This window comes from Buttiauxella sp. 3AFRM03, from assembly GCF_003675305.1.
In the GTDB taxonomy this organism is placed as follows: Bacteria; Pseudomonadota; Gammaproteobacteria; order Enterobacterales; family Enterobacteriaceae; genus Buttiauxella; species Buttiauxella ferragutiae.
Window position 1 is genome coordinate 2,039,668 of the sequence record NZ_CP033076.1, and the last position, 13,961, is coordinate 2,053,628.

General features: G+C 50.0%; 10 protein-coding genes. All 10 read right to left on the bottom strand.

Annotated elements, in window-relative coordinates:
• Positions 1–2,142: a lysine decarboxylase LdcC gene (locus D8682_RS11040; protein WP_064539756.1), complete on the bottom strand. Its 2,142-nt coding sequence runs from the start codon at positions 2,140–2,142 to the stop codon at positions 1–3.
• Between the two features lie 155 nt (positions 2,143–2,297).
• Positions 2,298–3,257: an acetyl-CoA carboxylase carboxyl transferase subunit alpha gene (gene accA / locus D8682_RS11045; protein WP_064539758.1), complete on the bottom strand. Its 960-nt coding sequence runs from the start codon at positions 3,255–3,257 to the stop codon at positions 2,298–2,300.
• A 12-nt stretch (positions 3,258–3,269) separates the two neighbouring features.
• The gene (gene dnaE, locus D8682_RS11050; protein ID WP_064539760.1) at positions 3,270–6,752 is read right to left on the bottom strand and encodes a DNA polymerase III subunit alpha; all 3,483 of its coding nucleotides are present in this window, start codon (positions 6,750–6,752) and stop codon (positions 3,270–3,272) included.
• A gap of 38 nt (positions 6,753–6,790) precedes the next feature.
• A complete protein-coding gene (gene rnhB, locus D8682_RS11055; protein ID WP_064539762.1) occupies positions 6,791–7,387 on the bottom strand; it encodes a ribonuclease HII in 597 nt (198 codons plus the stop codon).
• Positions 7,384–8,532 (bottom strand): lipid-A-disaccharide synthase, encoded by a 1,149-nt coding sequence (gene lpxB, locus D8682_RS11060; RefSeq protein ID WP_064539764.1) that lies wholly within the window; start codon positions 8,530–8,532, stop codon positions 7,384–7,386. The genes rnhB and lpxB overlap by 4 nt, the downstream gene beginning before the upstream one ends.
• Entirely contained in the window at positions 8,533–9,321 is a 789-nt protein-coding gene (lpxA, locus tag D8682_RS11065) for an acyl-ACP--UDP-N-acetylglucosamine O-acyltransferase (RefSeq protein WP_064539766.1), read from the bottom strand.
• 3 nt (positions 9,322–9,324) lie between these two features.
• On the bottom strand, positions 9,325–9,780 hold the full coding sequence (fabZ, locus tag D8682_RS11070; protein ID WP_064539768.1) for a 3-hydroxyacyl-ACP dehydratase FabZ: 456 nt from the start codon (positions 9,778–9,780) through the stop codon (positions 9,325–9,327).
• A gap of 116 nt (positions 9,781–9,896) precedes the next feature.
• Complete coding sequence (lpxD, locus tag D8682_RS11075; RefSeq protein WP_121814270.1) at positions 9,897–10,922, bottom strand: UDP-3-O-(3-hydroxymyristoyl)glucosamine N-acyltransferase; 1,026 nt, start codon at positions 10,920–10,922, stop codon at positions 9,897–9,899.
• A gap of 3 nt (positions 10,923–10,925) precedes the next feature.
• Entirely contained in the window at positions 10,926–11,426 is a 501-nt protein-coding gene (gene skp / locus D8682_RS11080; protein ID WP_121814271.1) for a molecular chaperone Skp, read from the bottom strand.
• Between the two features lie 120 nt (positions 11,427–11,546).
• The gene (gene bamA / locus D8682_RS11085; protein ID WP_121814272.1) at positions 11,547–13,955 is read right to left on the bottom strand and encodes an outer membrane protein assembly factor BamA; all 2,409 of its coding nucleotides are present in this window, start codon (positions 13,953–13,955) and stop codon (positions 11,547–11,549) included.
• Positions 13,956–13,961: the final 6 nt, after the last annotated feature.

Sequence of the window (13,961 nt, forward strand, 5' to 3'; positions counted from 1 at the left end):
CTAAACCGTTTTTAAGACTCGTACACGGTAGATGCCATCGTCACCCAATTTAGCGCCGTGAATATCGGTTTCAAAGCCGGGATAGTGTTCTCCAACCGAGCACAGCATCAGCAAGAAATCGAGCACGGCGCGGCTTTCATCGGTAATCATCTCACCAGGCATCACCACCGGGACACCCGGCGGATACGGCAGGATCATGTTAGCCGAGACACGGTTTAGTAGTTGTTCAATTTCGACCGTTTCAACGTTGCCTTTCACTTGTTGTTGATAGGCTTTGTGCGGTGTCATTTTCATTTCCGGTAACACATCAAAAGCCCGCAGCATCAGATCGGAAAGGTTGTGCTGCTTAATCAGTTTATGAATGCCTTGCGCCAGATCCTGGATACGCATATTGCGGTAAAAATCTGGGTCTTCGGCATACAAATCTGGCAGCATGTTTTTCACCCGCAGATTGAGGTCATAAGAGCGTTTAAACTCCGTCAAACCACGCAGCAAACTTAAAGCTTTGGTTTTGTCGATGCCAATACTGAACAGGAAGAGCAAGTTATACGGCCCGGTTTTTTCAACCACCACACCACGCTCATCAAGGAACTTCGCCACCAATGCCGCAGGGATCCCCTGCTCGGCCATCGTACCTAACTCATCCATGCCCGGCGTCAGAATGGTGACTTTAATCGGGTCGAGGTACATATGGTCGGCATCCGCATCTTTGAAGCCGTGCCAGTCTTCTTCGCCTGGTGAAATAGGCCAACAAGCCGCTTCGTCTATGTGTTCCGGCTGCCAGATATCGAAGAACCAATCCTCAGTCTCTTCACGTAAACGCTGAACTTCACGACGAAAATGCAACGCACGTTCTACTGAACGGTTGATCAACCGCTTACCTGGGTTACCACGCAGCATCGCTGCAGCCGTTTCAATCGACGCCACCAACGGATAACTTGGCGAGGTCGTGGTGTGCATCATGTAGGCTTCGTTGAAAGTCTCCTCGTCGTAATTCCCTTTAATATGAATCAGAGATGCTTGTGAGAACGCTGCCAGTAACTTGTGTGTGGATTGAGTTTCGTAAATGACTTTTCCCACGACCCGATCGCCGCTCATGCCACTTTTCCCCTGATAAATCGGATGGAAATTGGTGTATGGCACCCAGGCGGAGTCAAAGTGGATAGACGGAACATCCAGGGTTTGTTTGATAAATTCGGTGTTATACAGCAAGCCGTCGTATGTCGAGTTGGTAATGACCGCATGAACTGGCCACTGCGCATTTTCAGTGTTCGCCACCTTTTCTTCGATGCTCGCGCGCATAAACTCACGCTTCGGAATACCGCCTAAAATCCCCAACGCGTTACGAGTCGGCTTGAGCCAGATGGGAACCAAATCCGTCATCATCAACAAATGCGTCAGCGATTTGTGACAATTACGGTCAATCAACACCGTGCTGCCAGAAGGAGCTGCGTACATACCAACGATTTTATTCGACGTCGATGTACCGTTAGTCACCATGTAGCTCTGTTCAGCACCGAAAGTACGGGCGATGTATTCCTCGGCTTCCAGATGCGGCCCTGTGTGATCCAGTAACGATCCCAGTTCTGTCACCGAAATAGAGACATCTGCCTTGAGAGTGTTCGCACCAAAAAAATCGTAGAACAGGCAGCCGACCGGGCTTTTCTGGTAGGCCGTGCCCGCCATGTGGCCAGGTGTGCAGAAGGTATATTTTCCTTCGTTAACATAGTTAAACAGCGCTTTAGTTAACGGCGGAGTGATGTTATCCAGATACTCGTTGGTGTACTGACGGATGCGCAGGGCGATGTCGTCAGCGGCACTGAGAGCATATTCAAAAAACCACAGCGCCATGCGCATTTCGTTGACGCTGACATCCAGCGAAGAGTGCGTATTGATAAACGCATACAGCGGCAAATATTCATTCAGCGCATTAATTTCGCTGCATAAATCCATGCTGTACTCGTCCCAGTCAAAAATGACACCACAAATACGCGGATTATGTTCGATGAGTTTAAGCAGGTCGGTGCTGTTGGTGGGGTAAATGAGCCGGAAACCTTGCACTTCCAGTGCTTTATGTAACTCTTTAATTGGCTCATCTTTGTAGAAAACACCATGCGGGCCCATGATTGCAATAATATTCAACGCTTACCTCCTGGCAAAAAACCTTTAAGTAAGCATAGTTTATTGAAATCAGGCTGAGGACAAGCTCAGTGGTGTAAAGCTTTTTAAAGTCTGGGATTCAGGCAATAAAAAAGGCCAGAATTTCTTCTGACCTTTCCTGGCAATGCTTCATGCTATCACGCGTAGCCGTAGCTCATCAGACGGTGATAACGACGAGCCAACAGCTCTTCGGTATTCAGCACGTCCAGATCGGCTAAATCAGCCAGTAACTGCGCTTTCAGTGATGCTGCCATTACTTCCACGTTACGGTGCGCACCGCCCAGCGGTTCAGGAATGACGGAATCAATCAGCTTCAGCTCTTTCAGGCGCGGAGCAATGATGCCCATCGCTTCTGCGGCGATAGGGGCTTTATCAGCACTTTTCCACAGAATTGACGCACAACCTTCTGGGGAGATTACGGAATAGGTGCTGTACTGCAGCATATTCACTTTATCGCCCACACCAATTGCCAACGCACCACCAGAACCACCCTCACCAATTACGGTACAGATGACGGGCACTTTCAGGCCAGACATCTCACGCAAGTTGCGAGCGATAGCTTCGGATTGACCGCGCTCTTCCGCACCCACACCAGGGTATGCGCCTGGAGTGTCGATGAAGGTAATGATTGGCATCTTGAAGCGCTCAGCCATTTCCATCAAACGCAGTGCTTTACGATACCCCTCAGGTGCTGGCATACCGAAGTTACGGCGAATCTTCTCTTTGGTTTCACGGCCTTTTTGATGGCCAATAACCATCACCGGACGACCATCTAAGCGCGCAATCCCGCCAACAATAGCTTTATCGTCAGCATACGCACGGTCACCCGCAAGCTCATCAAACTCATCAAAAGCGAGACGCAGGTAATCAAGCGTATACGGGCGCTGCGGATGACGCGCCAGTTGAGCAATCTGCCATGCCCCTAAATCGGCGAAGATTTTACGTGTGAGTTCTACGCTTTTTTCACGCAGACGCTGCACTTCTTCGTCGAGATTAATATCTAACTTTTCGTCCTGACGGCTAACTGCAGTCAGGGAATCAATTTTCGCTTCCAGCTCTGCAATCGGCTGTTCAAAATCGAGGAAATTCAGACTCATAATATTCCTGTATTAGTCAAACTCCAGTTCCACCTGCTCCGAGCCTATCAGCGTGCGAAGCTCATTGAGCAAACGATCGCTTGGGGATACACGCCATGCTGCGCCAAAACGCAAACGCGCTCGTGCATCCGCTCTCTGATAGTAGAGATGTACTGGAATGGTCCCCGAACGATGGGGTTCCAGAGACTGACGGAGACGGTTCAAAAGCTGGTCATCAATTTGCCTGTCCGTCAGCGAGATAGCAAGCCCACGCGCATACTTTTCGCGGGCCTCGTCAATGTCCATTACTTCGCGAGCAGTCATTTTAAGGCCACCGCTGAAGTCATCAAAGCTGACCTGTCCGCTGACGATCAGGATACGGTCTTTTTCCAACAGATGCTGGTACTTTTCTAACGCATCTGTGAATAGCATCACTTCCAGGCGACCAGAACGGTCATCCAGAGTACAGATGCCAATGCGATTGCCGCGCTTGGTAACCATCACCCGCGAAGCAATCACCAGACCCGCAGCCGTGGTCATTTTACCACGTTCTGTCGGGTGCATCTCTTTCAGGCGCATGCCACCGACATAGCGCTCAATTTCTTTAAGGTACTGTGTGATGGGGTGGCCAGTAAGATACAAGCCCAGCGTTTCACGCTCGCCGTCCAGTACCACTTGCTCAGGCCACGGCATCACGCTGGCATAAGACTGTTCAACCTGCTCTGGTTCATCAGCCAGTACACCGAACATATCAACCTGGCCGATAGCTTCCGCTTTAGCGTGCTGATCAGCCGCTTTTAGCGCATCGGGCAGCGCATTCATAAGTGCAGCCCGATGCGGTCCAAGACGGTCAAAGGCCCCGGACATCACTAATTTTTCAAGGATACGTTTATTGAGTTTTTTAACGTCAGCACGCGCACAGAGGTCGAACAACTCACGGAAATAACCGCCTTCGTTACGCGCCTCAATTATCGCTTCAATTGGGCCTTCACCAACACCTTTAATCGCGCCAATGCCGTAAACAATTTCCCCGTCGTCATTAACGTGGAAATGGTACAGACCCGAGTTAATATCTGGTGGCAGAATTTTCAGACCCATACGCCAGCATTCGTCGACCAGGCCAACGATTTTCTCGGTGTTATCCATATCCGCAGTCATTACTGCGGCCATAAATTCTGCCGGATAGTGCGCTTTTAACCATAGCGTCTGGTAGGAAACCAGCGCGTAAGCTGCGGAGTGAGATTTGTTAAACCCGTAACCGGCGAATTTCTCTACCAGGTCAAAGATTTTGATCGCCAGTTCGCCGTCAATACCGCGAGATTTCGCGCCATCTTCAAAGCCACCACGCTGCTTCGCCATCTCGGCTGGGTTCTTTTTACCCATCGCACGACGCAACATATCTGCGCCGCCGAGCGAGTAACCCGCCAGAACCTGCGCAATTTGCATAACCTGTTCTTGATACAGGATGATGCCGTAGGTCGGTTCCAGCACCGGTTTCAGGCTTTCATGCTGCCACTGAATATCCGGATAAGAGATAGCTTCACGCCCGTGCTTACGGTCGATAAAGTTATCAACCATGCCTGATTGCAGCGGGCCAGGGCGGAAAAGCGCCACCAGTGCGATCATATCTTCGAAGCAGTCAGGCTGTAGACGCTTAATCAAATCTTTCATGCCGCGGGATTCAAGCTGGAACACCGCAGTGGTTTCCGAGCGTTGCAGCATGTCGAAGCTTTTCTTGTCTTCGAGCGGAATAGCGGCGATATCAATCGGCTCTAAACCTTGCTTTGCCCGACGCGGGTTAATCATCTTCAACGCCCAGTCGATGATGGTCAGCGTACGCAAGCCAAGGAAGTCGAACTTCACCAGACCCGCATATTCCACATCATTTTTATCGAACTGGGTGACCGGGTTCTGCCCCTGGTCATCGCAATACAGCGGAGCAAAGTCGGTAATTTTGGTTGGCGCGATGACAACACCACCGGCGTGTTTGCCAGCGTTTCGCGTCACACCTTCAAGTTTTCGCGCCATATCGATTAGCGCTTTAACTTCTTCGTCAGCCTCGTAGATTTCAGGAAGCTGTGGCTCGACCTCAAACGCTTTGGCAAGCGTCATTCCCGGATCTGGCGGGATCAGTTTAGAAATACGATCGACAAAGCCGTACGGGTGACCCAGTACGCGGCCCACATCGCGGATAACCGCTTTTGCCGCCATGGTACCAAAAGTAATGATCTGCGATACCGCCTCACGCCCATACATTTCGGCCACGTGATCAATAACCCGATCGCGTTTCTCCATGCAGAAGTCGATATCAAAGTCAGGCATCGAAACACGTTCCGGGTTCAGGAAGCGTTCGAACAGCAGATCCAATTCAAGCGGATCGAGGTCAGTGATTTTCAGAGCGTAAGCAACCAGCGAGCCCGCACCAGAACCACGACCTGGGCCGACTGGCACACCGTTATCTTTGGACCACTGGATAAATTCCATTACGATCAGAAAGTACCCAGGAAACCCCATCTGGTTGATAACTTTGAGTTCAATTTCCAGACGCTCATCATACGGTGGCCGTTTTGCTGCCCGCTCTTCAGGATCTTTGAATAAGAATTCCAGACGATCTTCTAGCCCTTCCCGGGATTTCATCACCAGGAAATCTTCGGTCGACATTTCACCGGTTGGGAATTGGGGCAAGAAGTACTCACCCAGGCGCACGGTGACATTACAGCGTTTGGCAATTTCTACGCTATTTTCTAGCGCTTCCGGAATATCTGAAAACAGCTCACACATCTCTTCTTCAGTGCGCAAGTATTGCTGCGAAGAGTAATTGCGTGGGCGTTTCGGGTCATCAAGCGTAAAGCCGTCGTGAATCGCGACACGAATTTCGTGAGCATCAAAATCTGTGGCTTCAATAAACCTGACGTCGTTGGTCGCCACCACCGGCAAACCACGCTCATCGGCCAAAGCCACAGCGGCGTGTAAATAGCTTTCTTCATCGGGACGGCCGGTTCGAATCAGCTCCAGATAGAAGCGATCGGCAAAATACTGCTGGTAGAATTCCAGGCACTGATCAAGCTGTGCCGTATTGCCACGCAACAAGTTTTTGCCAATATCCCCCATCCGCCCGCCAGACAGCAGGATCAGCCCTTCGTTGAGCTCGGCAAGCCAGGTTCGGTCAATAATCGGGCCTGCTGCTCCATAACCACGTTGGTAGGCTTTAGAAATCAACAGGGTAAGGTTCTGGTAACCGTCATTATTGGTGGCGAGAACCGTCAGATGGCTAAGCTCATCACCCAACAACTCATTGGCAACGTTAAAATCAGCACCGATGATCGGCTTAAGCCCTACGCCATGAGCTGCACCATAGAATTTCACCAACCCGCAAAGGTTAGTAAAATCGGTGATAGCGATCGCCGGCATCCCCATCGCCGCGGCTTTCTTCACCAGCGGAGCAGTTTTTGCCAGGCCATCAACCATAGAGTAGTCGCTGTGCACCCGCAGGTGTACGAAACGTGGTTCAGCCATTTCTCATTCCGTTTAGATGTGTAACGTACGTCCGCAAATCAGGACGCCAGTCCGAGAGCGCGTTTGACCGGAGCAAAACTACGACGATGATGTTCAGTCGCACCATGCTCTGCCAACTTTTCCAGATGAAAAGCGGTAGGGTAACCCTTGTGTTGGGCAAAACCGTATTGCGGAAAACAGAGGTCTAGCTCTGTCATTTCACGATCGCGCGTCACTTTGGCAATTATCGATGCCGCGCTAATTTCTGCAACCCGGCTGTCGCCTTTTACTACCGCCAGTGAAGGCATTGGTAGCGCTGGGCAGCGGTTACCATCGATCAGCACATATTCAGGCACCACACTGAGGCCAGCAACTGCACGCTGCATCGCCAGCATAGTGGCATGCAAAATGTTTAACTGGTCGATCTCTTCCGGTTCAGCTCGGCCAAGACTCCAGGACAGCGCTTTTTCGATGATTTCATCGTAAAGCGCGTTGCGGCGTTTTTCAGAGAGTTTCTTCGAATCAGCAAGGCCAATAATAGGTTTTGCAGGATCAAGAATCACCGCCGCAGTGACAACTGCGCCAACCAGTGGGCCACGACCCACTTCATCAACACCTGCTACCAGGTGCGTATGAGGGTAAATAAATTCAATCATTGTGCGAGCTCCAGCACGGCGTCTGCGGCCTGTTCATCTGCGTTACAACGAATTTGCTGATGCAGATCGCGGAAGGTGTCATGCATTTGGTGACTCTGCGCACCGTCTTCAAGCAACGGGCCCAGCGCCTTCGCAAGCGCATTGGGCTCACACTCATCCTGCAATAACTCTTTAACCAGTTCACGGCCAGCCAGCAGATTTGGCAATGAAACGTAATCAGTTTTAACCAGGCGCTTCGCAAGCCAGAAAGTGAACGGCTTCATGCGATAACCAACCACCATCGGGCATTTCGCCAACATGCACTCCAGTGCAGCGGTACCCGATGCCAGCAATGCGGCATCGCTCGCCACCATCGCTTCGCGCCCTTGCCCATTGAGCAAGTGCATCGTCAAGTCTGGAGCGACTTCAGCTTTGATTCGTTCGAATTGTTCACGACGTTTGGCATTAACCAGCGGAACAACGATTTCCAGACTCGGAAAACGTTCACGCAGCAAAAGTGCTGTTTTGAGAAAATCTGCGCTGAGCATTTCAACTTCTGCACCGCGGCTACCAGGCAACAGTGCCAGGCATTTAGCCTCAGGGGAAATACCTAAAGTCGCGCGTGCGGCATTTTTATCAGGATCAAGCGGCATAGCATCCGCCATGGTATGACCGATAAACCGACACGGCACATTAAATCTATCGTAAAACGCTTTTTCGAAAGGCAGAAATGCGAGCACTAAATCCGTTGCTCTGCCAATTTTGAAAACACGTTTTTGACGCCATGCCCAAACAGAAGGACTGACGTAATGAATGGTACGAATACCCTGCTTTTTGAGATTACCTTCCAGCGTGATGTTAAAATCAGGCGCATCGATACCGACAAAAACATCTGGCTGTAATTCTGTGAAACGGCGAGTCAAATCAGCACGAATATGAAGTAATCGACGCAGGCGACCCAGCACTTCAACAATGCCCATCACGGCCAACTCTTCCATTTCATACCAGGCTTCACAACCTTCAGCCTGCATCAATGGCCCAGCGACACCCACGAAGCGAGCATCAGGAACACGAGCTTTTAATGCACGAATCAGACCTGCACCAAGAATATCGCCGGAAGTTTCTCCGGCGACCAGGGCAATCGTAAGCGGACGACCAGGCTTCATTTAGCGAATCAGACCACGAGTTGAACGAGCGAAGAATTCAACGAATGCGTTCACTTCTGGATGTTGCTCGGCAATTTGAGCAATCTCAGGCTTAGCTTCTTCGAAGGTTTTCCCGCTGCGGTAGAGAATTTTATACGCATTACGAACTGCGTGGATTGCTTCTCTACTGAAACCGCGGCGTTTAAGCCCTTCGATATTGACGCCAAATGGTGTCGCGTGGTTGCCCTGCGCAATAACATACGGTGGAACATCTTGTGCTACACCAGAGCAGCCACCCACCATCACGTGCGCACCGATAATACAGAACTGGTGCACCGCGGTCATGCCGCCGATGATGGCAAAATCATCAACGCAAACGTGACCAGCAAGTGTTGCGTTATTCGCGAGGATACAACGATTACCAACCGTACAATCATGCGCCACGTGGGCGTTAATCATCAGTAAGTTATCGCTACCCACCTTCGTCAAGCCACCGCCCTGTTCTGTTCCACGATGGATGGTTACGCTTTCGCGAATGCGGTTGCGGTCGCCAATTTCCACTCGGGTTGGTTCACCAGCATATTTAAGATCCTGGTTCACTTCACCAATGGACGCGAACTGATATATCTCGTTATCGCGACCAATAGTCGTATGACCATTTACCACAACATGAGACTTCAGAACGGTACCGTCACCGATCTCAACATGCGGACCAACAATACAAAACGGACCAATATGAACGTTAGCACCGATGACGGCACCTTCTTCCACAATGGCTGATGGATGAATAAAGGCGGATTTATCAATCACGTATTAACTCTCCCGGCTGCGGGCACACATCATAGTTGCTTCGCAGACAATTTTACCGTCAACAGTTGCCACGCCTTTGAAGCGCGTCAGACCACGGCGGGTTTTCTCGAAAGTAACTTCCATGACCATCTGGTCACCAGGCACGACTGGGCGCTTGAAACGTGCTTCATCAATACCAGCAAAGTAATAAAGCTCACCAGGTTCCAGTTTGCCTACGCTTTTAAACGCAAGAATACCGGTGGCTTGCGCCATCGCTTCAAGAATCAAAACACCTGGGAAAATCGGTTTACCAGGGAAGTGGCCCTGGAAAAACGGCTCGTTTACTGAGACATTTTTTACTGCACGTAAAAAACGGCCTTCTTCAAAATCCAGCACGCGATCTACCAGCAAGAACGGGTAACGGTGCGGCAGAAGTTCTAAAATCTCTTCGATGTGCAGAGTATGAGTGTCGATAGTCAAGATACTCTTCCTGTCTAAATGTACCAAATGACAATAATAACACGGCCTGCGGCTATCTCGGGATAGCTAGCAGGCCGCAAATCAGTAAGCACTAACGCGTCTTGGGCGGGTGACTTTTAGTCTTGTTGATTGATTTTTTTCTCAACTGATTTCAAGCGCTTGCTGATTTCGTCGATATTCATCACCAACGCGGCTGTTTTACGCCACACTTTGTTTGGCTGTAGTGGAATACCTGAGGAGTAAACTCCCGGTTCTGTGATTGGGCGCATTACCATGCCCATTCCAGTCACGGTGACTTTATCGCAGATTTCCATATGACCATTGATAACACTGGCACCGCCAATCATACAGTAGCGCCCAATTTTCAGGCTACCAGCCATGATGACACCACCAGCAACGGCAGTATTGTCGCCAATCACAACGTTATGTGCAATCTGGCATTGATTATCGATGATAACACCATTGCCAATAATCGTGTCGTCCAGTGCACCACGGTCGATTGTTGTACATGCACCAATTTCAACACGATCGCCAATGATCACTCGGCCAAGCTGGGGGATCTTCACCCAGTTTCCACGATCGTTAGCATAACCAAAACCATCAGAACCAATGACAGTACCGGACTGAACCAGGCACTGCTCACCAATCTGGATTTCGTGATAGATCGACACATTCGCCCACAGGCGAGTGCCAGCACCAATATTGGTGTTTTTGCCCACGAAACAGCCAGGGCCAATCACGACATTATCGCCCAGCACTACGCCAGATTCGATAACCGCATTAGCGCCAATGGCGACATTTTTACCCAACGTCGCAGTCGCATCAACCACCGCGCCTGACGCGATATTTTGAGCAGGTTGCGGCGTGGAATCAAGAATTTGCGCCATACGAGCATAAGTCAGGTAGGGGTTATTCACTACCAAAGCTGCGCTATGTGCGAAAGGAAGATCGGCTTCAGTCATCACGACGGCAGAAGCCTGGCAAACAGCCAATTGCTCACGATAACGAGGGTTTACCATGAATGTAATTTGGCCTGCTTTTGCCGTTTGCATAGATGCAACGCCGGTGATGACGAGTTCGCCATCACCGTGCAATTCTGCATCCAACTGCTGGGCTAAATCAGCCAGTCGAATTGAAGACATTACTTATTTAACCTGTTTCAGAACATCTGAAGTGATGTCTTTTACACTGCTGCCTGCATAAGCAACGGTGTTAGTATCCAGAACTACGTCGTAGCCTTTGTCGTCAGCAACTTTCTTCACTGCGCTCTGAATACGAGTAACCAGTTTACCACGTTCTTCGTTAGAACGACGGTTACGGTCTTGTTCAAAAGCTTGAGCTTTGGTCTGGAACTGCTGGCGCTGAGCCATCAGATCTTTTTCCATTTTGCTACGGTCAGCAGCTTTCATGGTAGAACCATCACGTTGCAGCTTTTGCATTTTGGATTGCAGATCGCCTTCCATTTTCTGCAACTCGCTCGCGCGGCCTTTGAACTCGTTTTCCAAAGTTTTGGACACACCGGTGCTCTGTGCAACCTGTTGGAACAGATTACCCATGTTGACTACAGCAATGCTGTCTGCTGCTTGAACACTGGCTGATGCAGCCATAGCGAGGCCAAGACCTGCGGCAAATAACCACTTTTTCACAATAAACTCCTTACCATCCCGTATGTGTCCTGAGACACTCTTTTTGCGCGTGCCAGTTCTGCATTTAGCGAACTGGCATCAACGCGACACTGCTTACTCGCATTCCTTTGCACAAAACAATTACCAGGTTTTACCAATGTTAAACTGGAATTGTTCCGCTTTGTCACCTTCATATTTCTTGAACGGTTGGGCATAAGAGAACACCAACGGCCCTAACGGTGACATCCATTGCAATGCAATACCTGCGGACATACGAATGTTGCTTGGGTCACTGTAGTCAGGAATCCCATCCGCAGCATACTTCTCATTATCCCAGTTTGTATCCCAAACGGTACCCATATCCATGAACAGCGAGGTACGAACCGAGTTCGCATACTTCTCGCTCAGGAATGGCGTTGGCGTGATAAGTTCTAAACTTGCCACAGCCATTGCGTTACCACCGACTGCATCGTCGGATGAGCAATACCCGTTATCCTGGTCGCAATTATCATTTCCAGGACCACCAATATAGACCGCTTTCGGACCAATGTTGTTGGACTGGAAGCCACGGACTGTACTGGAACCTCCGGCATAGAAGTTTTCATAGAACGGCATTTCTTTGCCGCCCAGGCCATCACCGTAACCAATACGAGCACGGCCTAACATTACCCAAGTATGATCATCATCAATTGGGAAGTAGCTTGCTGTATCAAACGTGACTTTGTAGAACTCGTTGTCAGAACCTGGTACGGTCACTTTACCGTTCAGGTTCACACGTGAACCTTCCGTTGGGAAGTAACCACGGTCAAGTTTGTTATACGTCCAGCCATAGTTCAGCGTGAAGTCATCTGCCGCAAAACCATTATCAGTCGACGTAGTACCCGCTGATTGACCCATTGAATCCAGGTAACGCCACATCGCAACCTGCGGCTGCATGTTGGACAGGTCGTTGTGTACATAACCTACACCAAGACGCAACGTGTTGTTTTCATTAACCGGGAAACCAAGGGTTCCATCCACACCATAACTTTTGTTGGTGTAGTCAGAAAGGTCCGCGTCATCTGCTTTAAAGTCGTTGTAGAAGACACGACCGCCAAGGCTCACACCATCAACTGTAAAGTACGGGTCGGTTAAGGACAATTCCGCATATGTCTGATAATCGTTTTTGGTCCCGTTGATACCGACAGAGTAACCCGTTCCAAGCCAGTTATCCTGCTGGACACCCACCTGGAAGCTGATACCACTTTCAGTACCGTAACCGATACCAAAGTTGAAGCTACCGGTATTACGCTCCTTAACTTTGTAAACCACATCAACCTGGTCAGGGCTACCTGCCACACGCTGCGTGTCGACATCTACAGTTTCGAAGTATCCCAGACGGTTCAGACGTTCTTTGCCTGAGTCGACAAGGTCACTACCCAGCCACGTTCCTTCCATTTGGCGCATTTCGCGACGCAGGACAGAATCTTTACTGGTGTCGTTACCTTCAAAGCGAATTTTACGCACGTAGTAACGGTTACCTGAATCAACGTTAACATGCAGTTTAACGGTCTTGTCTGCATCATTGATTTCAGATTGTGTTTGCACGCGCGGATAGGCGTAACCATAACGACCCAGCAATTTCTTGATGTCGTCTTCCATTTTGGTCACTTTAGTGCCGTTATAAAGCTCGCCCGGCTTGAGTTTAGTCAGCGTTTCAATTTCTGCTGAGTGCCCTGCCAGATTACCGCTCACCGTCACGCCAGCAATCTTATACTGATCACCTTCTGTCACGTTGATGGTAACGTAAATGCTTTTCTTATCAGGCGTCAAACTGACCTGGGTAGAATCGATGTTAAAGCGTGCATAACCACGATCCAGGTAGTAACTGCGCAGTGTTTCGAGATCACCAGCAAGCTTCTGCTTCTGATATTTACGATCGCCCACCACGTTCCACCACGGCACCTCATCACGCAACTGGAAGTGCGAAATGAGCTCGTCAGTAGCAAACGCATGGTTGCCCACGATGTTGATTTGCTGAATTTTGGCGGAAACGCCTTCCTGGAATACCAGTTTCAGGTCAACACGGTTACGCGGCAGTGGCGTAACAACGGCTTTCACGCTGGCACTGTATTTACCAACGCTGTAATAGAAATCTTCCAGCCCTTTTTCAATATCGGCCAGGGTTGTTCTGTCCAGTGACTCACCGACACGCACGCTAGAAGCCTCGAGGTTCTGTTTAAGCATGTCGTCCTTCACGGACTTGTTACCAGAGAAAGTAATACTCGCGATTGTCGGGCGTTCTTTCACCTGTACAACCAACGTTTCACCATCACGCAGTACCCGGACATCTTCGAAGTTCCCGGTAGCAAAAAGTGAACGGATAGTATTACTGATATCCTCGTCAGAGACAGTATCGCCTACGCGAACCGGCATGCTGAGGAGGGCCGCACCGACGGCGACTCGCTGCAGGCCTTCGAAATGAATATCCTTCACCACGAACCCGTCTGCACCGTATACGGTGGCGCTGCTAAACAGCAGCGACGCTATGAGCAACTTTTTCATCGCCATCGTTGT

Bases quoted from the DNA above. Each gene is read 5' to 3' on its own strand.
- accA (WP_064539758.1), bottom strand. From the start codon at position 3,257: ATGAGTCTGAATTTCCTCGATTTTGAACAGCCGATTGCAGAGCTGGAA.
- dnaE (WP_064539760.1), bottom strand. From the start codon at position 6,752: ATGGCTGAACCACGTTTCGTACACCTGCGGGTGCACAGCGACTACTCT.
- rnhB (WP_064539762.1), bottom strand. From the start codon at position 7,387: ATGATTGAATTTATTTACCCTCATACGCACCTGGTAGCAGGTGTTGAT.
- lpxB (WP_064539764.1), bottom strand. From the start codon at position 8,532: ATGAAGCCTGGTCGTCCGCTTACGATTGCCCTGGTCGCCGGAGAAACT.
- lpxD (WP_121814270.1), bottom strand. From the start codon at position 10,922: ATGTCTTCAATTCGACTGGCTGATTTAGCCCAGCAGTTGGATGCAGAA.
- bamA (WP_121814272.1), bottom strand. From the start codon at position 13,955: ATGGCGATGAAAAAGTTGCTCATAGCGTCGCTGCTGTTTAGCAGCGCC.